This is a genomic window from Salmonella sp. SAL04214 (assembly GCF_046550615.1).
GTDB classification, from domain to species: Bacteria; Pseudomonadota; Gammaproteobacteria; order Enterobacterales; family Enterobacteriaceae; genus Salmonella; species Salmonella enterica.
On sequence record NZ_JBGDXT010000003.1, the window covers coordinates 355,934 to 379,647 of the forward strand.

The following is a 23,714-nucleotide window of genomic DNA, read 5'->3' on the forward strand; positions in this document are numbered from 1 at the left end:
CCTGAGTATAAAGCATTGTGAGACGTTAAGGTCATTCCTATAAACAAAAACACCATTGCAGATGCAATGGTGTTTAACGTCATTTCAGGACTGTACGATTACTTTTGGCTATCGGCGCGGCGCTTTCTGCCGGTTGGGTTATTCACCACGCTGCTGGTGTCGCCTTCAGTAACAACCTTACGCTGGTTGGAAATTCTGTAATCCAGTCCAAGTATATGACGAGCCTGACGGTTCGATTTCATGTTAACTCCTCAATCCTGTTGCTAGTTTTAAGGACAAATTCGCTTACGCGAAAGAAACGTAACCCCTAAGGTTGCCGATACAGCATAGCAGGTTTTACAGAGTCGGGTGCTGCCCGCTTACCACATAGTTGATGGTCTGCTGGTAGATGTCACTGAGGATGTCATTGTCGGAAGCCTCAACCCATTTGGTCAGCTCCATTAAAATATCATCTTCAGTGACAACGCCTAACTCCGCGCGTAATCCTTGTTCAATCGCGTTGACCAGGGCTGGTTGTGCTGCTGAGGTATTTGCTGAGTGATAAGTAAACATATAATGCCTCCGTGAACATGTATTTATTTAGTACGGCTCGCAGAAAATTAATTCGTATTCAGCATGGCAAATATTTTTGCGGCTGTGGTTAAGATTAGTCCTGGAGTTATTTTAACGCAAGACGGAACTCTAATTGCTTACCCCAGAAGAAAATATATTACGTTTGCCAATTACATATCCTCATACAAATAGTGGTCAATTAATATACATTTAAAAGGCTAGTTATTGCGATTTTTATCCTTTATTACAACGAGATAAGACAAATCTTAATTTGAATTAAAATATACATAATGGAATACGCCTCCAGAAGAAAAAGTAAGGATAAAAGGAGGGATATATTCTTTAAAGAAAGTGAGGCCTGTTGGTTTAATATCCATCATTGAAAAAGTATACAACTATTTTCTATATCTGAAGTGCGGGTAATCGACAACATGCTACCTCCATCGGCATGGACAACGCAGATTAGCAGCATGGTCTATACTTTATTTTTTGAGCCAACAGGAGAGCAAAAATGACAATCCATAAGAAAGGTCAGGCACACTGGGAAGGCGACATCAAACGAGGTAAAGGTACTGTATCAACAGAAAGCGGCGTGCTTAATCAACAACCGTATGGATTCAATACCCGGTTCGAAGGCGCGCAGGGAACCAACCCGGAAGAGTTAATTGGCGCCGCACATGCGGCCTGTTTCTCCATGGCGCTATCACTCATGCTGGGAGAGGCTGGATTTACGCCGACATCCATTGACACCACCGCTGACGTATCGCTTGATAAGGTGGAGGCGGGCTTCGCCATTACCAAAATTGCGCTACAAAGCAAAGTCGCGGTAGCAGATATTGATGCTTCAACTTTCGATCAAATCATCCAGAAAGCAAAAGCCGGGTGCCCGGTATCGCAGGTTCTGAATGCGGAAATCACCCTCGACTACCAGCTTAACGCCTGATAACCTCTCCAGCCCGGTAACGATGGGTTGATCGGGCTGATGAATATACCTTCAGACGGAGGGCTCGCTCCCGGCTGCCGTATTTCTATCACCTCAACGTACCGTAGACCACGTCAGTGGCTATTGTCGTGGCCTACTTTTTCGCCCTAAAATCTGCTCGCCATGTTGCTTTATTCATCAAACATCAAAATCAGTCAACGTAAATATCAATAATAGCCATATCGCGGAGGGTGATCTTTATTCCTGAGAGAGGAGGGGTATTATTTTCTGCGTTCTACATTAACGGGTTAACGCGCAGATGTAGAGGTTATTTATATAATTATTGGAGCAACAACAATGAATAAATTCTCCCTTGCTACAGCAGGTATTATCGTGGCAGCGCTGGTAACCAGTGTTAGCGTGAATGCGGCAACAGATACTACTAAAACAAACGTTACGCCTAAAGGTATGAGCTGCCAGGAGTTTGTTGACCTCAATCCGCAGACGATGGCGCCAGTCGCTTTCTGGGTGCTGAATGAAGATGAAGATTTTAAAGGCGGGGACTACGTTGATTTCCAGGAAACTGAGACGACAGCAGTGCCGCTGGCCGTTGAGCTTTGTAAGAAAAACCCGCAGAGTGAATTAAGCAAAATAAAAGACGAAATCAAGAAAGAACTCTCAAAATAAGAGTAAACTGATATCAAAACCCGGCCTGTGTGTCGGGTTTTACTATTTGTGACGCCGTCACAAATAACATCTTCCATTTCTTCTACCAATCACGTGGTATTGCACTATTTTCATTAGAGCCCTTTCACTATATGGAGACCTAATGAAAATTTTACCGCTGGCACTCTTTATCATTTCTTTTCTGGCCGGATGCGGCGCCAATAATACGCCGCCGCAAACGCCTATTCCCGGGGAAAAAACCTCTGCCAAATTACGTACCCTGGAAACAGGCGCGGCGGCTATTCAATCCAGACCACCTGTCGATGCCATCAGTACCTACCTTGACGGGTTCCATTTTTATAGCGGTGATAAAAACGGACAGATGGAAGCGCACCATTACGTTACCGTCCTGAACGAAGATGTCATGCAGGCGGTGATTTACGACGGCAATACGAAAAACGCGCGCCTGATGGGGGTGGAGTACATTATCAGCGAACGTTTATTTAAAACGCTTCCTCCCGAGGAGAAAAAACTGTGGCACAGCCACCAGTACGAGGTGAAATCCGGTAGCCTGGTGGCGCCTGGCTTACCGCAGGTCGCTGATAAAGCGTTGATGAGTAAGATTGTTAATACTTATGGCAAGACCTGGCACACCTGGCATACCGACCGGGATAAAACCCTGCCAATGGGTATCCCTGCGCTGATGATGGGCTTTACTGGCGACGGCCAGCTTGACCCCGCGCTGCTGGCCGATCGGGATCGCCGTCTGGGAATTGATACCCAAGCCATTAAACGCGAGCGGCAGGATCTGCCTGAGCATCCCGTTGTTAAGGGGGCTAACGCCTGGGAGCAGGGGGAGGTTATCCAGCTACAGCGTGTTCAGGGCTCTGGCGAACACGGGCGAGGCGATACCGCGCACTTCGGTACATCTGAGCAATCCCGACAATAATTCCACGGTTTTACACGCAGATAGGAAAAAGAATGCCTGTTAAGTGACAGTGTCACGTAAAAATTAGCCCCATAGTCTATGCTTGTTTTTCGGATGCTGTAGAGGTTATGGGTTAAACGGAGCGACAAATGAGTTCAAAAATTTTTTGCAAAAGCTGGGGAGCTGAATATATCGCCGCTGATGTCGTCCGCTTTCGTCTTTGGGCCACCGGTCAGCAAAAGGTTATGCTCAGGCTTGCGGGTAAAGACCAGGAAATGCAGGCGAGCGGTGACGGCTGGTTTACGCTGGATGTATCCGGGGTGACGCCAGGTACGGAGTATAATTTTGTACTCAGCGATGGCATGGTGGTCCCCGATCCGGCTTCCCGCGCTCAAAAAACTGACGTCAACGGTCCGTCATATGTGGTTGATCCAGGCAGCTACACGTGGCGCAACACCGGGTGGAAAGGTAGCCGTTGGGAGCAGGCCGTGGTGTATGAGATGCATACAGGCACGTTCACTCCGGAAGGCACCTTCCGCGCCGCAATAGCGAAGCTGCCTTATCTCGCTGAACTCGGCGTTACCGTTATTGAAGTGATGCCCGTTGCGCAATTTGGCGGCGAGCGTGGCTGGGGCTATGACGGCGTACTGCTTTACGCGCCGCATTCTGCCTATGGGACGCCGGATGATTTCAAGGCGTTTATTGACGCCGCGCATGGGTATGGTCTTTCCGTCGTCCTGGATATTGTGCTGAACCATTTCGGCCCGGAAGGAAATTATTTACCGCTATTGGCACCGGCGTTTTTCCACAAAGAGCGCATGACGCCGTGGGGAAATGGTATCGCCTATGATGTCGACGCCGTGCGGCGCTATATCATCGAGGCGCCGTTATACTGGCTGACAGAATACCATCTCGACGGCTTACGCTTTGACGCTATCGATCAGATTGAGGACAGTAGCGCCAGGCATGTGCTGGTTGAAATCGCACAACGTATTCGGGAAGACATTACCGACAGACCCATTCATCTGACCACCGAAGATAGCCGCAATATTATTTCTCTGCATCCCCGTGATCAGGATGGCAATGCGCCGCTGTTTACCGCCGAATGGAATGACGATTTTCATAATGCCATCCACGTTTTTGCGACCGGAGAGACCCAGGCCTACTACAACGATTTTGCTGATGCCCCGGAAAAACACCTCGCAAGAGCGCTGGCCGAAGGATTCGCTTATCAGGGAGAAATTTCACCACAAACCGGCGAACCTCGCGGCGTAAAAAGTACCGGACAACCCCCGGTCACCTTTGTGGATTTTATTCAGAACCACGATCAGGTCGGTAACCGCGCCCAGGGCGACAGACTGATAACCCTGGCGGGCGCTGAACGAACAAAAGTATTGCTCGCCACGTTGCTGCTTTCACCGCATATTCCGCTGCTTTTTATGGGCGAAGAGTATGGCGAAAGCCGTCCTTTTCTTTTTTTTACCGATTTCCATGGGGATTTAGCCCGCGCCGTTCGTGAAGGTCGCGCAAAAGAATTTGCCGATCATGCAGGGGAAAATGTTCCGGACCCGAATGCGCCAGAGACCTTTCAACGCTCAAAACTTAACTGGAAGCAACAGCACAGTGAAGAGGGTAAAGCGTGGCTGGCGTTTACCCGCGAACTACTGCTTTTGCGCCAGAAGCATATCGTGCCGCTGTTGTCCGCTGCCCGTGAGAGCTCAGGAACGGTATTGCAAACCGCGCCCGGGTTTATTGCCGTTAGCTGGCGTTTTCCGGGAGGAACACTGTCACTGGCGCTGAATATTAGCGCCACGACGGTATTACTGCCCGATTTACCGGGTAAGACCCTCTTCGCCTGGCCTAATGAATCCACCGGGTCGCTTTCCCAACATTCTCTTATTGTTCGCTTAGCCCAGGGAGAGTCTGCATCATGATCCCAACTGCAACGTATCGCCTTCAGTTTCGTAATGGCATGACCTTCGATCGCGCTGCGGCGCTGGTGCCTTACCTTAAAAATCTGGGTATCAGCCATCTTTATGCCTCACCCATCTTTACCGCCACCAAAGCGTCAACGCATGGTTATGATGTCACCGATGCGAATGAGATTGAGCCTTCTATTGGCGGGCGCGAAGGATTTGAAAGACTGGTAGCTGAACTTAAAGCGCAAGGTCTGGGATTGATCATCGATATTGTGCCTAATCACATGGCCAGCTCGCTGGAAAACGCCTGGTGGCGCGACGTGCTTGAATATGGCAAGGAGAGCCGTTACGCGCGCCATTTCGATATTGACTGGTCGCGCCGACTGACGCTGCCTTTTTTAGGCGACACGTTTGACGCCGTGCTGGAAAACGGAGAAATTGCGATCAAGCCCGATCCCGCTACGGGTAAACCCACGTTCGCCTATTATGATAACTATTATCCGCTTGCGCCGGCGACGTGGCAGGGGCGCGAGGCTGAAATACTGGCGCTTACCGATAAAGCCGCTATTGCTGATTTGCATGAGCGCCAGCCGTGGAAATTAATGTCCTGGCGCGATGCCGCTCGCTCGCTCTCATATCGGCGTTTCTTTGAGGTCACAGGGCTGGTAGGAATGCGGGTGGAAGATAAAACCGTCTTCGACGATACACATCGGCTGATTCTGGAGCTGGTCAGAACAGGGGCGGTTGACGGTTTACGTATCGATCATATCGACGGCCTTGCCGATCCGAAAGCCTATCTTGCGCGTTTACGTCAGGAAGTGGGGCCGGCGTGCTATATCACCGTGGAAAAAATTCTCGCTAAAGGCGAGCAACTTCCTGATGACTGGCCGGTTTCCGGCACCACAGGCTATGAATTTATCGCCTCGCTGGCGGAGGTGCTGGTTGACGATGAGCAGATAGACAATCTGCGCCAGGCTTACGAGACCGTTAAAGGCGCGCCAGTGGATATGCGGGCGGAATTACGGGCGGCTAAATTGCTGATGGTCGATCGCAATTTCGAGGGGGAATTTACCCGGCTGCTCGCGCTTGCGCTGTCGATTGCCAGCGAGCTACAGATCGCACAGGAAGAGAGCGTCGTTCGGCAGGCGTTACGCGAGTTATTAATTGCCTTTCCCGTATATCGCACTTACGGCACGGCAGAAGGGCTACCGCCGACCGATATTTGCCTGTTACACCGTATTGTGGAACGGGTAAAGACGCTTGAAAATCCTCCGCAGCCAGAAGCGCTTACATTTCTGAGCCGCCTTCTTACCGGCGATGTTCCCGCCTCCAGCCAGGAGGAGGCGACACAGTTTCGCGTTCGATTCCAGCAACTCACCGGTCCGCTGATGGCGAAATCGGTAGAGGATACGCTTTTCTTTCGTCAAAACATGGGACTGGCGTTAAATGAAGTCGGCGCCGAGCCCGTCACGCATCACTTCTCCATTGAACGCTTTCACCATGAGATGAAAACCCGACAGGCGCGACAGCCTGATGCGCTATCCGGTACGTCGACCCACGATACCAAGCGAGGCGAGGATGCGCGAGCACGCCTGTATACGCTTACCGAAGCGCCGGAACAGTGGAGCGAATGCCTTGCCCGCTGGCGGCAGATGAACCAGACCCATGTCAAATTTTTAAATGATGGCACTGCGCCAAAATCGGCGGATACGTGGATGTTATATCAGGCGCTGACCGGCGTCTGGCCCCCGATGCTACAACCACAGGACGAAACTGGCCTAAACGCGCTGAAAATACGCTTTGAAGCCTTTGTGGAGAAAGCGCTACGCGAAGCGAAGCTGCGTACCGATTGGGTGGACAGTAATGAGGCTTACGAAACGGCAATGCTTGATTACGCCCGTTATTTACTGGCGCCGGATAATCAGACATTTTTGCAGGATTTTTATCGTTCCTTGCAACCCTTCATCCGCGCAGGGCTGGTTAACAGCCTGACGCAGACCGTTATCAAATTAACCGCGCCGGGGGTACCTGATATCTATCAGGGGAGCGAGGCGTTAAATTTTAGTCTTGTCGATCCCGACAACCGCCGCGAACCGGATTTCGCCACGCTGGCGCAGCAGTTAGACCAACTAACGCCGGGAGTTTTCTCGCGCGAAGAGAGTTGGCTGAACGGGCAGGTGAATCAGTATGTCACCGCTGCATTACTGCGTCTGCGTCAGCAGAATCAGGAGCTCTTCCGTTTTGGCGACTATATACCGCTGCGGGCTGTTGGTCAGCGTGCCGACAAGGTCATCGCTTACGCCAGAGTTAATCATGATGATGCGCTGATTGTTGTTGCGCCCCGACTGGTGTTCGCCGAATGTGACGGCTTATTGTCACAATCGCATAGCGGTTTCTGGGCAGGAACCGACATTATTATACCCGGACAGCTTAATCAGCATCGTTATCGCAATGTGCTTACCCAGGAGAGGTTAATGCCTGGTGAACGCCTGTCGTTGGCCTCACATCAGGGCGGCGTACTGGTTTTAATGAGCGACTGAGTTTATGTGTTGATGTGCCGTGACAGGACAACGTTTACCGTGGGTGGAGAAAGAGAATGACAACAAACAGGGCTTTTGAAATCAGATCAGGATACAGCCATACGCTTGGCGCAAATTATGACGGCGAAGGCGTGAATTTCGCTATTTTTTCCGCCCATGCGGAACGCGTCGAGCTTTGTCTTTACGATCCGAGCGGGGAGCATGAAATCGCTCGTCTGGAGTTACCGGAATATACCGACGAAATATGGCACGGCTATGTCCCGAAGTTGCAGCCCGGCGCGCTGTATGGGTACCGCGTTTACGGTCCTTATGACCCGGAAAATGGTCATCGTTTTAACCCCAATAAGCTGCTTATTGACCCTTATGCCCGTGAGCTGGTGGGCGATATTCAGTGGAACGATGCGCATTTCGCGTATCAATTACTTCATGACGATAAAGATTTGACCTTTGATGACCAGGATAGCGCGCCATTTACGCCTAAATGCCGGGTGATTGATCCGGCTGAGGCGAATTGGGAGGATAGACAACGGCCTTCCATACCGTGGTCGAACGCCATTATTTATGAAACGCATGTAAAAGGCTTTACCCAGCTTAATTCCGCGATCCCTGAGCCTCTACGCGGTACGTTTGAGGGCATGGGGCATAAAGCCAGCGTGGATTACATTAAAAGTCTGGGGATTACCTCCGTCGAGCTTTTACCCGTTCACTGGTTCCCGGACGATCAGCATCTGCTCGATAAAGGGCTGAAAAATTTCTGGGGATACAACTCGCTGGGCTTTTTTGCGCCGGCGACGCGCTACTATGGTCCAAAAGGTATTCAGGGATTCCGCAATATGGTGCGCGCTTTCCATGATGCCGGCGTCGAAGTGATACTGGACGTGGTCTATAACCATACGGCAGAAGGGAATGAGCTTGGCCCCACGCTGTCATTTAAAGGTATCGATAACTTCTCTTACTATCGCACGATGCCCGATCAGCATCGCTATTACATTAACGATACAGGGACAGGTAATACCGTCAATACCTCTCATCCACGGGTACTGCAAATGGTGATGGATTCCCTTCGCTATTGGGCGGAGTCAATGCATGTCGACGGCTTTCGTTTTGATTTGGGCACCATTCTTGGTCGTGAGCCGGAAGGCTTTGATCAGAGAGGCGGCTTTTTTGATGCGGTAACGCAAGACCCGGTGCTGGCAAAACTGAAACTGATTGGCGAACCCTGGGATATCGGACCGGGCGGCTATCAGGTTGGCGGCTTTCCACCAGGGTGGGGCGAATGGAATGATAAATACCGAGATACGGTGCGCGAATACTGGAAAGGTGACAACGTCACAAATGATTTCGCCGCACGCCTGCTGGGTTCCGGCGATCTCTATGATTTGCGCGGCCGTCGCCCCTGGTCAAGCGTTAACTTTATTACTGCCCATGACGGCTTCACGCTGAACGATCTGGTGTCTTATAACGACAAACATAATGAAGCCAATGGCGAAGATAATAATGACGGGCATAATGATAACCGCTCCTGTAACTATGGCGCAGAAGGGCCAACCGACGACGAAGGCATCAATGCGATACGCGAGCAACAGAAACGCAATTTCCTGACCACCTTGCTTTTCTCGCACGGCACGCCGATGTTATTAGCGGGCGATGAGTTTGGCCGCAGTCAGATGGGCAATAATAATGGCTACTGTCAGGACAGTGAAATATCGTGGGTCCACTGGGATAATTTGCCGGAAACCGCCAATGCGCTACGAGAGTTTACCCGTCATCTGATTCAACTGCGCGCCATGCAACCGTTGCTGCGCCGGGAGAGCTGGCGCGACGGTCTGGAGATCCGCTGGTTTAACGCCGGCGGAGGGGCGCAGCAATCCGAACAATGGGATGAGGGATCGACGATAGGCGTATGCATTAGTCGACCCGATCTTCAGCCAGAAGCGGGGATCTGGCATGACGCCTTACTGCTTTTCAATCCGTTTGAAGGCAGCGTACCGTTCCGTATTCCGATGTGGGGAGAAGGCGGCTGGGTACTTGAACTGACGACTGCCGATAACGCGCAGCAGGGAATGCGGATTACCGAAGAAATGGATTTCGATCTGGCCGGGCGCAGCATCGTGTTATTCAGACGCCCCTGATAGTGAAACCGCGCTCCGGACCCAACCGGCCTTGATGGCCGGTTTTTTACTGGCGCTCAGGCGATATCATGCCGCAGAAATAACACCGTTGTCAGTTTACCGCCCGAAAAATTCATCCGCCTATTGGTATTCCTTTGATTGTCTTCACCGATATTCGCTTCAGGCCGTCTATTGCCATTTCAAGGTAGGTACGTGGACATCCCAGATTTAAACGGATAAAACCGCTGCCCGCCGGGCCAAAGCCGCTGCCCATTGAAGGAGCAATACCCGCGACATCCGCCATTACCCATTTTAGCTGTTCGTCATCCAGTCCCAGTTTTTTACAATCCATCCATAATAAATAGGTTCCCTGCGCCGGGACAATTCTTGCCCAGGGAAGGTGCTCTGTCGCCTGTTCAACAAACCAGCGGCGGTTTTCCGCCAGGTAATCCAGTAGCGAATCCAGCCACTGTCTGCTTTCATTCCATGCGGTAGTCGCCGCCTGAACGGAGAGGGCGTTAAAGACGTCCAGCCCATGAGCGTCCAGACGAGACAGGAAACGCTGGCGAAGCGTAGGATCGGGAATGAGAAAATTAGAAATTCGCAACGACGATAAGCCAAACGTTTTGCTGGCCGCAGTGGCGGAGATGACCCGTTTATGCCAGCGCTCCCCTAAATGCAGTACCGAGGTAAAGGTTTCGCCGGGCAGCAATAGATCGGCCCATATTTCATCCGAGATGAGAGTGACATCATAAGCTTCACATAATAAAAGCAGTTGCTCCAGCTCGTTGGCCGACCAGCAACGCCCGGTTGGATTATGTGGATTACACAAAATCATCAGCGGAGGGCGCTCATGGCGAAACAGCCTTTCCAGTTGGCAAAAATCCATCTGGTAGCCGTCGTCCGGCGACTCGCTAAGGGGATTCTCCAGCAGTTTTCTACCATTAAGCGTGATTATTTTGGCGAAGGAGCCATAGTATGGTCCCTGTACCACTACGCCGTCGCCTGGATGCGTCAACATTTGCACTAAGAGCGCCAACCCTGGTACGACGCCTTCCACGCTGCATACCCATTCCTGTTTTAACGTAAGCTGGTGGCGTGACGAAAACCAGTGAAGCAGGGCGTTAAAATAGGCCTCATCACGTTCACTATAGCCAAATACGCCGTGCTCGATTCGCTGATGCAATGCCGCCTGAACCTCAGGCGGGCAGGCAAAATCGAAATCAGAAACCCACATCGGCAGCAGTTTCCCTGCGCCGTCGCCAAAGTGACGCTCAATAAAATCCCACTTTACCGAACCAGTATTGTTGCGATTGATAATCTGGTTAAAATCCATCTTGTTTCCTTATTATTTCGTCACTGACGTTTGCGGCGACTTTTCTGAAGCGGAGGCAGTTCTGGCAATACCAACTCCGCTAAAACCATAAATTAATGCGAAGAAGATCGCCGCATAGCACTGGATAGCCCAGGGCAGAAGATCAAGCGTGCTAACGCCCAGCGTGGTTGCCATGTAGACGCCAGCCGAGGTCCACGGCAGGAGAGGTTCGATAACGGTACCGGCATCTTCTATCGTCCGTGAAAGGTTTTTAGTATCCAGCCCCATACGACGATAGGCATCTTTAAACAGTTCGGCGGGAACTAACAATGCCAGTTTACCGTCGCTGGTCGCTCCTGTGACCAAAATTGTGGTGCCGATAGTGGCGGCAATGAGTTGACCAACGCTATGAATAATGGTCAGCAGTCGGTTAATGATGATCGTTAACGCGCCGGTTAACGTTAGCGCTCCGGCAAATGAAAAAGCGCAGAAAACTAACAGTATTGTTCCCATCATCGAGAACATTCCGCCCCGGTTTAGCAGTCGCGGAACATCGGCCACGACACCTTCTGCGCCTTGTGGGAACATGGCGATATCAAATCCATCAATGAAAGCGTCCAGTCCCTGTTTGATGCTCAGTCCCTGCATGATGACGCCGAGGAACAAGGCAAGTACGCAGGCGCTTAACATTAATGGGATGACAGGCTTTTTGCGAATTGCGCCCCACAGTACGATCACCGGCGGCAAAATAAGAACAATATTAAAATGGTATAGCGACTCCAGCGAGTGGATGATGTCCGTAACGCGCTGCGGCGTGGCCACCTCGCCCAGCATATTACTGTGTCCGGCGATAAGATAAACCACGGCGGCAAGCAGGAAACTTGGCAGGGTCGTCCAAAGTAAATGCTGAATATGCTCAAACAGAGTAGTGTCTGCGACAATCGCGGCAAAGTTAGTCGAGTCGGACAACGGTGAGATTTTGTCGCCGAAATAAGCGCCAGAAACGACGGCGCCAGCTGCTGCTGCAAGAGACACGTCCAGCCCGGCGGCAACCCCCATTAACGCAACGCCAACCGTCCCGGCGGATCCCCACGATGTACCGGTACAGACGGAGACCACGCTGGTTAAAAAGAAGGCTGCAATCAAAATATATTCCGGGCTTATGAGTTTTAGCCCCCAGTACACCATGTAGGGAATGGTGCCACTAAACATCCAGGTGCCAATCAAACCGCCCACGCAGATCAGGATCATGATAACCGGCATTGCCTTAGCCAGTTTATCCACCACTGAGTTGATGATGTCTTCCCAACAGTATCCTTGCCACCATGCAATGCCTGCCGCTACCGCCGCAGAGCATAGAAGGAGCGGTTCGATACGTAGCCCCATGATGCCGTAACCGATAATCAACAATAGCAACATGGAGATGACTGGGATTAGCGCTAAACCCAATGACAGCGTTTTCTTCTTGTTTTGTGATGCACTCATAATGGAGCTCCGGTCAGTAAGGTAGCTCAAGGGTAGGGGGATACGCTTCCCACTACTGTGATCCATTACTTTCGTCCATGTAACCGATTACATGAGAAGGGTTAATTTGACAGCCATCACGGTTTTTACTGTTGACGACGCATTCACCGTGAAAAATAGGGCGCGACAGAATCGCGGATCACCAGTTCGGCATTGAAATGATTGCTGCTGGGCGGCGGCGTAATGCCCTGGTATAACTGTATCGCCAGTTGCGCGGCACAACGCGCCATTTGTTCGACCGGATAATGCATTGTTGTTAACGCCGGATAAAGATACCGGGCCAGCACCACATCATCAAAGCCGACAATAGAGAGCTGTTGCGGAAGCTGAACGCCGCGTTGATGAAGAATACGCATAATGCCAGCGGCCATCACATCGTTAAACGTGACCGCTGCCGTAAGGGGAAGCCCGCTATTAATAAGTTGATGCGCGGCCCGCTCGCCGCCTTCTTCGTTAAACGGAACGCTAATCACCCAGCGAGGGTCTGGAGAAATACCATATTCTTCCAGCGCTTCACGGTAACCATCAAGGCGTTCCTGACGATCGATAATTGGCAAGTCAGATGTCACACAGGCAATGCGCCGATGCCCGTTCGCCAGGAGATATCGGGTCGCTTCCCTGGCGGCGCTGCGATTTTCCAGCCAGATACACCGGTTGGCCATACCGGCGATATAACGATTCACAACAACCAGCGCTGGAAAGTGGGCTGCGTAGCGCAGCAGCTCTTTATCCGGTAATCGGCTGGCGTGTACAACAATAGCCTCACAGCCTTGATTAACCAGAAAATCCAGTCCCGCTTTTTCCATTTCTTCATCGTGGCCGCCGCTACATACCATCAAGCGATACTGCTGCTTACGAGAAACATCTTCTACGCCGCGAGCAAGGTGGGCAAAAAAAGGATCAGCCAGATTGCCGGTTAACAATCCGAGCATATCGCCGCTACGTTTCGCCAGCGCGATAGCGGCGGCATTCCGGCGATAATTGAGATCGCGCATGGCTTTCTCTACACGTTCGCGCGTGACGGGTTCAACCCACGCGGTCTGGTTAATGACACGTGATACAGTCGCGGTTGATACACCGGCCAAAGATGCAACATCCTTTATTGTCGCCATGTTAAGCTCATATTTGTTCGTTTAAAGGGTATCAAAGCCATTGATTATCATGTTACGTGGAAATCAGTGCAATCACTGCGGCGCAGCCTGAATTTATAAACATTTTTAAAATCATCCTAAATCCTGGTAACTGCAAATTTTAGTAGCTACCTCAATGAGTTATTGACCACTGAATTTTCTACGATAACATGACTAACAATATACACATGATAAGAACCACTACACTGGGAAATCGTTGCGTGGTGGTTCGGAGATAGATGATGAGTAGTATTACAAAAAGCATACAGAATGAATATGTTTTATTGATGGAAAACGCTTTTTCTGAAAAATATAAATATGCATTCAGAAATTTAGAACTGAAAGAATTACGTAGATTCATCCTGAAGGAGCTAATTAGCTCTCCCGAGTTAGATAATCAACTTACAAACCTAATGGTGTTGCTAAATAAATTTTGGGATACTCACGCCGCGGCGCTTATAACAGAAGTGCGGGCGTCTAAAAGTTATCGATTATTACTTCCGATTCAACGCTTTGGTTATAACATATCTAATCACCTTAGATCTCTGGGGATTTATTTTGATAGCATCATAATGGTTGATCCATTACATTTTCCTTCTCTTAGCTCTCTGCATTCATTTTTGTCATTGCCACCAGATAATAGTTATGTCCGCATGCGCAGGTTGGTATTACTTGAACATGTTTCCAATCTATTTCGCGCCATCCCATTTATGACTATTGATGATGATTATCCAATTTTTCTAATCGTTCCTGAATTACTGGATTTTGATAAAGAACGCAATCATGAACAATCTGCCGCTTTTCTAAGTCAGCTCTTTTTTAAAGATAGAAAAATGGATTACGCTACTTATTTAGCGTTTCTTGAGCACTTTGGGAGAAATGAAGAAACATTCCAGAAGATCCTAATAAATAAAGAATTATTAAAAACATTGCTTAATAATTTCAATAACATCGAAAAAGAGGTCTGGGTTTACGATACAGATTTAAAGAGTTTTACAACAAGAGAGGTAGATCTTCTGGATTACGATCTGCCGTCAGCTATAGCAACCTTACTGGGTAAGGTTGAAGGTGCAATTTATGCACAACGATCAACTCAATTATCGGCAACACTATTAGGCATTGATCCGGTTATTTATAGTAACCATATGTTTTTACATGAATGGACTACGGAGCAGTTGGTCAAGGATTATGGTAAATTAAATCCTCTTTCTTCTGAAGAGCAAGCGATTACAATGGGCCTTTCAGCCGCGGAAGTAAAATTCCTTACTGCGCTTTCCGATCTGGAATTAAAAAAGATTAGAGAAAGAGGTCAACTGGAATCCTTAAGGCATGAACTAAGAATCTCAAGGCATGACTTGCAAGGAAAAACACCAGATCAAATGCAAGATGCGGCAGATAATTTTTCAAAACATTTAATCAATGTGGTCGAAGAGTATGGAAAGTCGCATGAATCAGCCATTAAGAATTCAAAGAAAAAAAAGATCTCATCTGGATTAATTTTTGCAGGAACAGCCACGTTAGGTATAGCTTCACTTGCCATGCCGCAATTGACATTACTTTCAGCAGCAGCAACGGGAATTGGCCTGGCCTTTGGAGGTAAAAGTCTGGCAGATATTTTTAGTGAACATAAAGCACATAAAAATGAAATCCAGATATTAGAAAAAACACCCGTATCGCTTTTGTATGGGGCATATAAAAAGAAATAGTAATACTGTGTATACCGTCTGGTAGCGGAAGTCTGGCATTTGATAGTTTTTGAAGCAATTGTCGTAAAGTTACTCAAACAATCATTTCGGCTTTGCTGATAAGCACAGCGGCTTGTCCGGTGGTGAGCCGGTAGTCACAGGGTAGGGGAGGAATACATCCTATGGCGTTTCAATGTCTGAAAACACTACCACATCTTGTGTCAGAGGGCCGCTGCGCGCCAGGCCGTTTCGCAAAGTTCGATTGCTTTTGCAGTCAGTACTGCCCTTAACAAATGGCCAGCTCGTTCACGACCTCAGCTACGCTCTTGATGCTGCGGATATTTCCGATGCCCGTGCCCAGCGCAATGTATCCTTCATCTGTATTACCTTCCAGCATGCCGATACGCAACCCGCGTAAACCTCCCATCGTCTGGGCCAGTTCTTCATTGCTTGCACCAGCTTTATCCATCGACACGAGCTTGTCAGCCAGCTTGCCAGGAAGTGAGCGGTAGTAATCTGGCAGGGTACGGAAAAGCAGCAAATCCAGGCCGTTAGCATTAATGATTTTATCCTTTACTGACTGCGGCACACGGCTTTCTTCTGTCCCAATAAACACCGAACCAGCAAAGACACCCTCTGCTCCCAGCGCATGGGCAGCACGGGCGGTACGGCTATCGGCAATCCCGCCTGCAGCCATGACGGGAACACTTTGCACCGAGTCCGCAATCAGCGGCACGATAGAAAAGGTGCCAAGCGCGGTGCCAGGCAATGTGCCACCTTCATCAAAACCTGTTGCAACAATAATGTCGGCGCCGGCTTTTTCCGCTAAACGTGTATTTTCAGGTGTCGGATTAATATCGCGGTAAATAATTGCAATACCCGACTCTTTTAGTTCATTAAACAGCGAAGTGATAATAGCTCCTTCTCCGTAACCGGTATAAACAACAGCTTTTACTCCCTCTTCCTTTATTACCTGTAGGATAGGCGGAGTCCAGATGTCGTTTTCAGGGGTTGGAATAAGGTTCACCCCGAATGGTTTTTCGGTAAGTTTTTTGGTTTTACGAATTTCTTCACGCATTTTTTCTGCTGTTTCTTCAGGCGTTGATACAGCAGTTTCCGCTGTTAAGCCCGCATTTGGGCCAAGCACACCCAAACCACCGGCGTTGCTTACGGCTGCAACCAGTCTTGCATCGGTAAGCCAGGACAGTGGGCCTTGTATAACAGGTTTTTCGATACCCAGGATCTGGCAGATACGGTTGTACTTCATGACGTGATCTCCTTCGAACAAATTTTCAGCCAGCCTTTTAGGCAGCTGTGGTAGTTAATTAATCTGAAGAAGATCTTAAGCCTCTTTATTGTTACGAAAAACCATCCAATCTTTAAAACAGAATTACTGATAAAGTAACAATAGTCAGGTCGGATATGCACGAAAGAGCGTTATCAGAGATGTGCATCCGGACCAAAAACCTCGCACAGCCAGTCGATGAATACGCGGACTTTAGGTGCCAGATACCGACGATCCGGGTAAAGCAGTGAAACCGGTTTTGGCGGGGGCGGGAAATCAGTGAGGATCTCTGTCAGCTCTCCACTGGCAATAAAGGGTGCAAGAGACGGACGCAATCCGTGTAGAACACCCAACCCCGCCAGCCCGCATGAAAGAAACGCTTCTGAATTGTCTACCAGGATGCTGGAGGGAATTTTTATTGACGCGATACTGCCATCAACCGTGAATTTCCACTCCATTATCTGCAGGCTGTGATTACTGAAAAAATTTACAGCCCGGTGGGACTTCATCAGCTCATCGATAGAGTGCGGCGTGCCATGCTTCGCAAGATAAGATGGCGCAGCACAAGTCACCATGGCTGCCGTACCCAGACGTCTGGCAACAAAACTGGAGTCATTAAGCTCACCAAGTCGTATGACGCAGTCCACACGCTCGGCAATCAAATCAATCTTGCGATCGGACGTGCCAAGTACAATCTCAATATCCGGGTATCGGTTCTGAAAATCTCCAAGAGCCGGAATGATGACTGCCCGGGCGAGCGTAATAGGGACGTCAAGGCGCAGGCGGCCTTTCGGCGGTTGCGTGCTGGAAAATAATCGCCGGACGTCGTCCAGCTCGCTTAAGAGCGACAGGCAACGCTGGTAAAACTCTTCCCCTTCATCCGTCATACTGACCTGTCGTGTTGTGCGATGCAGGAGCTTAACGCCCAGATCATGTTCCAGATTCTGAACGGCGCGGGTAACAGCAGGGCGGTGCAGCTCAAGCACTTCCGCCGCGCGGATAAAGCTCCCTTGCTCTACCACATTGACATAAATATTCATGGCTTCCAGCATATTCAGCTGCATCTGTTCTCAGTCCTCAACCATTATTTGTGTCGAAGGGGGAAGCTCCTTATAACATTCCTGTCTGCTGGAACATATCCCTTTCTGAGCTGATTGTTTTATCTGGAGTAACATACTGCTATCGATACATGACTTTTACCGGGTGGTTGAGGTAAGACATGTCATTTGTAAAATCGCTACCAATTCTTCGCAACCTTTTTGGATGTTCGGCGGCGTCGTCTACAAAAACAAACAGGCCAGGCGATACGGTTACGCATGTGCAGGTCATGCCAGGCGCGACGCTAAAATACGAGCCGATTATGTTTGACCGCCGCCAGTGTAGGTGGCGAGTGTGAATGCAAGACATTGGCAGACAGTGAATAATCAAACCTCGTGAAATGAGGTTCCCATTGATTTTTTAGTCCATGTCAGCGCAGCGCAGGAAAATTGCCCGTCGTCTGGAAAAAAGCTCGTCATTAAAACGGGAACTGTCGGAAATGGCTGTTGAGTCCTACGGCGATGCCATGTTATCTGCAGCGCGTGAAAAGAGTTTTCCGTCTGAAATGCCGTGGGCGCTCGCTGATGCGCTGCGCGACGATTTCATCCCGGACTGACACACTGACAGTGACGAATCAGTCACAATGGCCGGTTTTTTTATGCCTGCGCGGCGTGTGCTGCGTGAAATCGTGTGCAGGATAGCGGGTGCAAATCAACAGAATTCGCGCAGCGTCACGGCAGGGAAGGGATCAAACTTATGGGCCAGAAGTTTTTTGACATGCACGAATCCAGCCGCCTTAATATGTCTTTTAAATGTTCTGGTGCATTTAACATAATATACATTATGCGCACTAATCTTGTAGAAGCTCAATGCTAATGTCTATTTGTGGCTCATTTATAGGAATGTCCAGGCTATAGTTCTCAGATCTGTATGTCTAAACAACGACTCGCATTTTCCTGATGAGACGTTTTCTATGGCTATACATGACGCCGGGATGTTCACCAGTGAAAGAAATCAACCGCCTCAAAATCCTGCAGGATGTCATCGACCACAATTTACGTCCCGGTCAGGCTGCTGAGATGCCCGGCATTACGCCACGCCATTGCAACCGGCTGCTGAAACGTTATCGTCAACTCGGACCACTTGGCATGAGCAACCATAGTCGTGGCCGCGCTGGTAACCGTCTGTTGCCAACTTCACTGATAGATCAGGCACTCCGTATAATCCGGGAGCACTACCGTGATTTTGACCCCACGCTGGCGCGGGAAAATCTGGAGGAAGTTCACGGTCTGGTTCTTGGCAAGGAAACTATCCGACGCCTCATGATAAAAGCCGGAATCTGGATCCCTCGCAGACAACGTGCGCCGAAAATTCATCAGCCTCGTTACCGGCGGTCTTGTACTGGCTAACTGATACAAATTGATGGCTGTGACCATCACTGGTTTGAAAACCGGGGTCGACCCTGTACTGCTCTTGTCTATGTTGACGATGCCACCAGTCGCCTGATGCACCTGCTGTTTGTGAAATCTGAATCCACAGATTGAGGACAGCGAGCACAGTCGCCGGGCCATCGGTAAATATATCGAAGTCTGGCATTATACTGACGAGCATAAGGAGCTGCGGCTGAATGACGTTCTGCTCCCCTATTCCACCTTCGACCTGTTATCGGAGGTGGACCCCGTCGCAATTATTGATAATAAAAGACTGGGTCATGTGCTTGAAGTTGCGCGCCAGGTCCAGAGAAAACGGAACAATAATCGCTCACTTAAATAAAGAGATGTCGTAAAAATGCCAGCTCAGGCCTGCGCTGCGCCAAAAAATCAACTAACGGATTGAACCACTCTGGACGCTGCCACTGCGAAAAGTCAGGACAATTCGCTGTCGTCATCGGACTATTCATCAATGGATGTTCAATCATTGGTGTACTTAACCCTTGACGTGCTCGCCAGTTTTTTACCGCCTGATATTCAAATGGCCAGAGTAATAGATCCTGACGCTGAATTTCATAGCCAGTCAAGCAACAACGCTTATCGCTATTATGAAAATCAGTCCACTCAAGATGCTTATCGCATAGCGTAATCAATCCGGTGCGGACTAGTTCATCATCTGATGACAATAAAATGTTTTGGCAAAAGTCCAGATAGACAGGATCAACACGCACTTGCATTGCTTCCCAGTTGATTGTATCCCCCCGTTCACGCGCCATTATCTCCATCGCCAGGATACCCAATTTCTGTTCACGATAAAACGGAACAATTTCTTTCAATACGCCGCTTTGAAACCCGCGCTGAATGGCCGGATAGCAGTAAGGAACTAAAGAGAATTGATTGCAGGCGAATAGTGTTAACCAACTCTCTCCCTGCTGGCTAAACTTCGTGGTATATCCCCGTTCTTCCCGAATATCAAAATGATCGCAGGCTAGCTCGATACTCCATAGAGCAAGATTGGTACAAAGCAACGAGTTATCTGCTTTCCCTGTTTTATAGCAACCATCAAAATAGAGCGTGCCATTAGCCTGAAAGTGACAAAACAATTGAGTTCCGATAAGCACCCCTAAATCATCTTCAGCTTGATAAATTTCATCCAAACGCTTCTGAACCAATTTGTCATTGAGCTGATAGTAGCGCTCAAAATACTCCTCTTTCCACAGTACATGTTTCTTAACATGGTTCACAACTTGTTTATAAGTGGGCATGGCGTCACCTAATAGTCCATTACTTTAGCGTTCAATATATATTTTTATAGAGCGTAAGGCTCTATAACTTGTTAGGGCATATTAACAATATAACTTTTTTCCCCAGCAGAACGTAAGCGTCAAGCTACTGCCGCCTGTGTGATTCTGTGCCCAAGATTGTTAGAGGACATTTGAACTTTGCTGGCAGGCGGACATTTCTACTTAGCCTTGACAATAATGACGGAGGACGGAAAGCAGCCCCCAAGCGTGAATCAGTCATACAACCAGCGACCAGACCTGGCAGACGAAATGAGCATACCTATCGTGAAATCCGGCATCTGAGGAATATCGTTTTTGCGAAACGGATTAAGCAAATGCTTTAGCGGTGGTTCTGGCGGATAGTATGTTGTGATCGAGAAATTCCCTTTATCTACATTGAATGTCGTAAAAAAATCATCCATCAATGCCAGTGCTTCATCATCTTCCAACCGTAGATCTGAATCCAAATCTGTTGACGGTGTCAGTTCTTTTTTCTTAAAAAGGTAAATTCCATCATGGCTTCTTACCAGTTCATAAATCCGCTGTTCAAGAATATCACTTACCATATTTTATCGCTTCCTCTGGCAATGCGTTTGAAGGACGAGCGCCGAAATGCTGCCTGCTTGTTTTTATTGATGATGCTATCGGTCACCTGATGCACCTCCGCTTTGGTGAGGCTGAATCAGCCTTTGGTATGATGAGGTTCGCATAGTTACCCCTTCCGGATGTGTTTCCGACACCGTGCCGATGCCGGCTATTTTCTGCAGCCAATACGTTTCCGCATAGGGTCAGTATATGCAGATTATATATGTAGCAGATGCAGGACATATGGATATGTGTTACCTATCCCTTCTTCTCTCTTTTTACGGCAGGACCAAAAAAGGCAAAAAAGGATCTTTTAACATGTCTTCGTCATACGTATGACTACTTTGATACCGATCCTGGTCAGGACGATGCAATTTACGCAGATGGACAGCCAGATTTTGTCTCTGTACGCCAAAGGTGTTTCAGAAGTAATTGAGAACCATTAATCCTGGGCCAGTGAATCCTGAAGAGTTCAGAACCAGCCTTAAATGTTAGCCCCCTCCCACTCCCCGCACTCCTCTGAAGTTTGCCAGTGCAGTCCGCTGCTCCACCATCAACTGACGAGTGCTTCGAAGAGCCTTCATATCCTGCTGCTCAACTGTTTTGATGGCAACGAAATGATTTCCTGGATTTATTGATATTGAGGATGAATGGTCAGATTGCCAGGTTGATGGCGAAAGATTGAATGAAGATATTACACGCGCAGTAGATAATTATTAAACATGGAGTTTTTCCGAAAAACCTTAGGGAGTTTAAAAACAAGTTATTATATTCGCCACTTCACTATATCATCCTGCTGCTATTGGTAAATCTGCACCTGATACACGAGAATCATACACCACTAGTACAAAAGATTTATGAAAAAAGCGATGTCTGGAGAGGTGTAAAAAAATTAACAGCCTCAGGAATGAGACAAACGTGCAGTATTACCAACACTGAATGTTCTTGGTTGGGTGATTTTTAAACACAAGGAAAGGGTAAATTATGAACAAAACCGTGTATGTACCAAGCTACTTCCAACCTATCTACAAAGAGGTAACGGTCAAAGTTCCCACCGGAAATACAAAACGATTTCTTGGATTTATTGATATTGAGGAAAAAATCCGCAAAAAAGAGGTAGTACAGGAAGGATGGTCAGATTGCCAGGTTGATGGTGAAAGATTGAATGAAGATATTACACGCACAGTAGATAAGCTCAACCAAGACGGATTTGAAGTTATTAGCATAACGCCAATAACGTCCGGAAACTGGGGATTTAAATATGACTCAGGGTCTATCAACAATGGAACCGGCAGAGGTGGATATGGTTACGGATATGGTTACTCTTATACCGAAGGTGTTTTAATCCTCGCAAAGGAAAAGGGAGCTTATTAAATATGGAGTTATTCCGAAAAACTTTAGGGGGTTTAAAAGCAAGTTATTATATTCGCCATTTCATTTTTGGCGCGATAATTTCAACATTCTTTATTTACATCTCTATGCAGAATCCTTCTGGGATGAAGGTGGGTAATGTAATATTCTTTGTTATCAATGCGTTACTTTATCCATATGCAAGATTCGTATATGAGCAGGTTGTTTCGTTCATAATGGGTGAAAATGTCTTCTTCATCAATGCGATAGTGATGTTAATGGCTAAGGTCATCACAATGTGCTTATGTTGGATATTTTCAATATTTATCGCTCCAGTTGGATTGGCATATCTTTATTATTATCATTCCAGGGGTGATTAGGTATTGGAAAATAGCAATTGGTTCGCCCAATGACGTTATGCTAAAAAGGCCGTTGCGGGATCCGATTTTCGCAGCGGCCTTTTCAACAGCCGTACATTATGCGCATTTAAATTGTAGAGGCCCAATGCTAATGCCTATTTGTAGCCATTTTTGTCCAGGTTTGTCGACCAGTGTCCTGAGCACCCAGATGGCCGCGCTGCGCCTGGGTATCTCTGTCCGTCACTTCCGAGTGTGATCTTACTCACATAATGTGGACGCTCTAAGCGAGGTTCTGGACATCTGAAATTAGCCTTGAAAAAACCGTCAGCTGCCCGCATCACTGACCGGGCTGGAGCTGAATCCCCTTCGTGAAGGATGCTTTTATTAGTACTATTAAAGGTGCTATATTTAGTCATCAACCAGGAGGTAAATTATGGCATTTCAAATTTTAACGACTACTGCAGCAAGCATTACAGAACTGAAACGTGATCCAATGGGAACTTTCAATGCCGGAGATGGCGCTCCAGTTGCCATTCTTAACCGTAATGAACCGGCTTTCTACTGTGTGCCTCCGGCACTTTATGCTCATCTTATGGATATTCTTGAGGATGAAGAACTCGGTCGTATTATCGATGAGCGTGCGAATGAACGCGTCATTGAGGTCAACATTGATGACTTATAAGCTGGCATTTAACGAATCTGCACTAAAAGAGTGGAAAAAACTGGGTCATACTATACAGGAACAGTTTAAAAAAAAGTTACGGGAACGGCTTGAAAACCCTCGGGTTCCGGCTTCTCAATTACATGGAAGAAAGGATCAGTACAAAATTAAGCTGCGTGGTGCAGGATACAGACTGGTGTACAGCGTCGAAGATGAAATTATCACGGTAACTGTCATTGGTGTTGGAAAGCGTGAAAATGATGCCGTCTACAAAGTGACACGACACAGAAGCTAATCACTCAGAAAATGCTCTCTTTCCCGTCAAGCGATACGACAAACAGGCCCAGTTCTTTTATGTGACGGCACCTTGACATATGCCACGTATATGAAACTATGGCCTACGTTGTGTATGTGACATTCATTTTATTCCC

At 48.3% G+C, this 23,714-nt stretch carries 21 protein-coding genes and 2 pseudogenes; 13 read left to right on the plus strand and 10 right to left on the minus strand.

Features of this window, described 5'->3' with window-relative positions:
- Nucleotides 1-98 precede the first annotated feature (98 nt).
- Both sra and bdm read right to left on the minus strand, forming a co-directional pair.
- Nucleotides 99-242 (minus strand): stationary-phase-induced ribosome-associated protein, encoded by a 144-nt coding sequence (sra, locus tag ACLJQD_RS07465; protein WP_000841559.1) that lies wholly within the window; start codon nucleotides 240-242, stop codon nucleotides 99-101.
- A gap of 94 nt (nucleotides 243-336) precedes the next feature.
- Nucleotides 337-552, minus strand: coding sequence for a biofilm-dependent modulation protein (gene bdm / locus ACLJQD_RS07470; RefSeq protein ID WP_000495700.1), 216 nt, complete (start codon nucleotides 550-552; stop codon nucleotides 337-339).
- Between the two features lie 511 nt (nucleotides 553-1,063).
- Here bdm and ACLJQD_RS07475 point away from each other — a divergent pair.
- The 6 genes from ACLJQD_RS07475 to glgX all read left to right on the plus strand — a co-directional run bounded on the left by ACLJQD_RS07475 (nucleotide 1,064) and on the right by glgX (nucleotide 9,659).
- The gene (locus ACLJQD_RS07475; RefSeq protein ID WP_000152297.1) at nucleotides 1,064-1,495 is read left to right on the plus strand and encodes an OsmC family protein; all 432 of its coding nucleotides are present in this window, start codon (nucleotides 1,064-1,066) and stop codon (nucleotides 1,493-1,495) included.
- Nucleotides 1,496-1,831: 336 nt separating this feature from the next.
- Complete coding sequence (gene hdeB / locus ACLJQD_RS07480; RefSeq protein WP_001032161.1) at nucleotides 1,832-2,161, plus strand: acid-activated periplasmic chaperone HdeB; 330 nt, start codon at nucleotides 1,832-1,834, stop codon at nucleotides 2,159-2,161.
- Between the two features lie 142 nt (nucleotides 2,162-2,303).
- Nucleotides 2,304-3,089 carry an OBAP family protein gene (locus ACLJQD_RS07485; protein ID WP_017441342.1) on the plus strand — a complete coding sequence of 262 codons (786 nt, stop codon included), beginning with the start codon at nucleotides 2,304-2,306 and terminating at the stop codon, nucleotides 3,087-3,089.
- A 128-nt stretch (nucleotides 3,090-3,217) separates the two neighbouring features.
- A complete protein-coding gene (gene treZ, locus ACLJQD_RS07490) occupies nucleotides 3,218-5,002 on the plus strand; it encodes a malto-oligosyltrehalose trehalohydrolase (RefSeq protein ID WP_017441343.1) in 1,785 nt (594 codons plus the stop codon).
- Nucleotides 4,999-7,527, plus strand: coding sequence for a malto-oligosyltrehalose synthase (treY, locus tag ACLJQD_RS07495; protein WP_017441344.1), 2,529 nt, complete (start codon nucleotides 4,999-5,001; stop codon nucleotides 7,525-7,527). Before treZ ends, treY begins: the two co-directional genes overlap by 4 nt.
- Nucleotides 7,528-7,583: 56 nt before the next feature.
- The gene (gene glgX, locus ACLJQD_RS07500; RefSeq protein ID WP_017441345.1) at nucleotides 7,584-9,659 is read left to right on the plus strand and encodes a glycogen debranching protein GlgX; all 2,076 of its coding nucleotides are present in this window, start codon (nucleotides 7,584-7,586) and stop codon (nucleotides 9,657-9,659) included.
- 112 nt (nucleotides 9,660-9,771) lie between these two features.
- On the opposite strand, the gene ACLJQD_RS07505 is transcribed toward glgX, so the two are convergent.
- From ACLJQD_RS07505 to ACLJQD_RS07515, 3 genes are all read right to left on the minus strand, one after another.
- The gene (locus ACLJQD_RS07505) at nucleotides 9,772-10,974 is read right to left on the minus strand and encodes a MalY/PatB family protein (RefSeq protein WP_017441346.1); all 1,203 of its coding nucleotides are present in this window, start codon (nucleotides 10,972-10,974) and stop codon (nucleotides 9,772-9,774) included.
- Nucleotides 10,975-10,986: 12 nt separating this feature from the next.
- On the minus strand, nucleotides 10,987-12,438 hold the full coding sequence (gene nhaC, locus ACLJQD_RS07510; protein ID WP_017441347.1) for a Na+/H+ antiporter NhaC: 1,452 nt from the start codon (nucleotides 12,436-12,438) through the stop codon (nucleotides 10,987-10,989).
- A gap of 143 nt (nucleotides 12,439-12,581) precedes the next feature.
- Nucleotides 12,582-13,589, minus strand: coding sequence for a LacI family DNA-binding transcriptional regulator (locus ACLJQD_RS07515; protein ID WP_000201071.1), 1,008 nt, complete (start codon nucleotides 13,587-13,589; stop codon nucleotides 12,582-12,584).
- Between the two features lie 257 nt (nucleotides 13,590-13,846).
- Here ACLJQD_RS07515 and ACLJQD_RS07520 point away from each other — a divergent pair, with 257 nt between their 5' ends.
- Nucleotides 13,847-15,313, plus strand: coding sequence for a hypothetical protein (locus ACLJQD_RS07520; RefSeq protein WP_017441348.1), 1,467 nt, complete (start codon nucleotides 13,847-13,849; stop codon nucleotides 15,311-15,313).
- Between the two features lie 265 nt (nucleotides 15,314-15,578).
- Here the strand turns inward: ACLJQD_RS07520 and ACLJQD_RS07525 are convergent, their stop codons facing one another.
- Together ACLJQD_RS07525 and ACLJQD_RS07530 are read right to left on the minus strand one after the other, a co-directional pair.
- Entirely contained in the window at nucleotides 15,579-16,559 is a 981-nt protein-coding gene (locus tag ACLJQD_RS07525) for an NAD(P)H-dependent flavin oxidoreductase (protein ID WP_017441349.1), read from the minus strand.
- Nucleotides 16,560-16,732: 173 nt separating this feature from the next.
- Nucleotides 16,733-17,641, minus strand: a complete 909-nt coding sequence (locus tag ACLJQD_RS07530; protein ID WP_001176641.1) for a LysR family transcriptional regulator — start codon at nucleotides 17,639-17,641, stop codon at nucleotides 16,733-16,735.
- A 401-nt stretch (nucleotides 17,642-18,042) separates the two neighbouring features.
- On the opposite strand from ACLJQD_RS07530, the gene ACLJQD_RS07535 reads away from it, so the two are divergent.
- Both ACLJQD_RS07535 and ACLJQD_RS07540 read left to right on the plus strand, forming a co-directional pair.
- Nucleotides 18,043-18,231 carry a DUF29 family protein gene (locus ACLJQD_RS07535; RefSeq protein WP_017441350.1) on the plus strand — a complete coding sequence of 63 codons (189 nt, stop codon included), beginning with the start codon at nucleotides 18,043-18,045 and terminating at the stop codon, nucleotides 18,229-18,231.
- Between the two features lie 367 nt (nucleotides 18,232-18,598).
- Nucleotides 18,599-19,379 (plus strand): annotated as a pseudogene (locus ACLJQD_RS07540) (hypothetical protein); the annotation flags it as partial.
- A 1-nt stretch (nucleotide 19,380) separates the two neighbouring features.
- On the opposite strand, the gene ACLJQD_RS07545 reads toward ACLJQD_RS07540, so the two are convergent.
- The 3 genes and pseudogenes from ACLJQD_RS07545 to ACLJQD_RS07555 all read right to left on the minus strand — a co-directional run.
- Nucleotides 19,381-20,289, minus strand: coding sequence for a hypothetical protein (locus ACLJQD_RS07545; RefSeq protein WP_077906523.1), 909 nt, complete (start codon nucleotides 20,287-20,289; stop codon nucleotides 19,381-19,383).
- 272 nt (nucleotides 20,290-20,561) lie between these two features.
- Nucleotides 20,562-20,894, minus strand: coding sequence for a DUF1493 family protein (locus ACLJQD_RS07550; protein ID WP_017441352.1), 333 nt, complete (start codon nucleotides 20,892-20,894; stop codon nucleotides 20,562-20,564).
- A gap of 543 nt (nucleotides 20,895-21,437) precedes the next feature.
- Nucleotides 21,438-21,542 (minus strand): annotated as a pseudogene (locus ACLJQD_RS07555) (IS110 family transposase); the annotation flags it as partial.
- Nucleotides 21,543-21,897: 355 nt separating this feature from the next.
- Here ACLJQD_RS07555 and ACLJQD_RS07560 point away from each other — a divergent pair.
- The 4 genes from ACLJQD_RS07560 (at nucleotide 21,898) to ACLJQD_RS07575 (ending at nucleotide 23,578) form a co-directional block, all read left to right on the plus strand.
- Nucleotides 21,898-22,287 carry a hypothetical protein gene (locus ACLJQD_RS07560; protein ID WP_017441353.1) on the plus strand — a complete coding sequence of 130 codons (390 nt, stop codon included), beginning with the start codon at nucleotides 21,898-21,900 and terminating at the stop codon, nucleotides 22,285-22,287.
- A 2-nt stretch (nucleotides 22,288-22,289) separates the two neighbouring features.
- Nucleotides 22,290-22,643 (plus strand): hypothetical protein, encoded by a 354-nt coding sequence (locus ACLJQD_RS07565; RefSeq protein WP_000418733.1) that lies wholly within the window; start codon nucleotides 22,290-22,292, stop codon nucleotides 22,641-22,643.
- Between the two features lie 412 nt (nucleotides 22,644-23,055).
- Nucleotides 23,056-23,304 (plus strand): type II toxin-antitoxin system Phd/YefM family antitoxin, encoded by a 249-nt coding sequence (locus ACLJQD_RS07570; protein ID WP_000885424.1) that lies wholly within the window; start codon nucleotides 23,056-23,058, stop codon nucleotides 23,302-23,304.
- A complete protein-coding gene (locus ACLJQD_RS07575) occupies nucleotides 23,294-23,578 on the plus strand; it encodes a type II toxin-antitoxin system RelE family toxin (RefSeq protein WP_000221345.1) in 285 nt (94 codons plus the stop codon). The genes ACLJQD_RS07570 and ACLJQD_RS07575 overlap by 11 nt, the downstream gene beginning before the upstream one ends.
- Nucleotides 23,579-23,714: the final 136 nt, after the last annotated feature.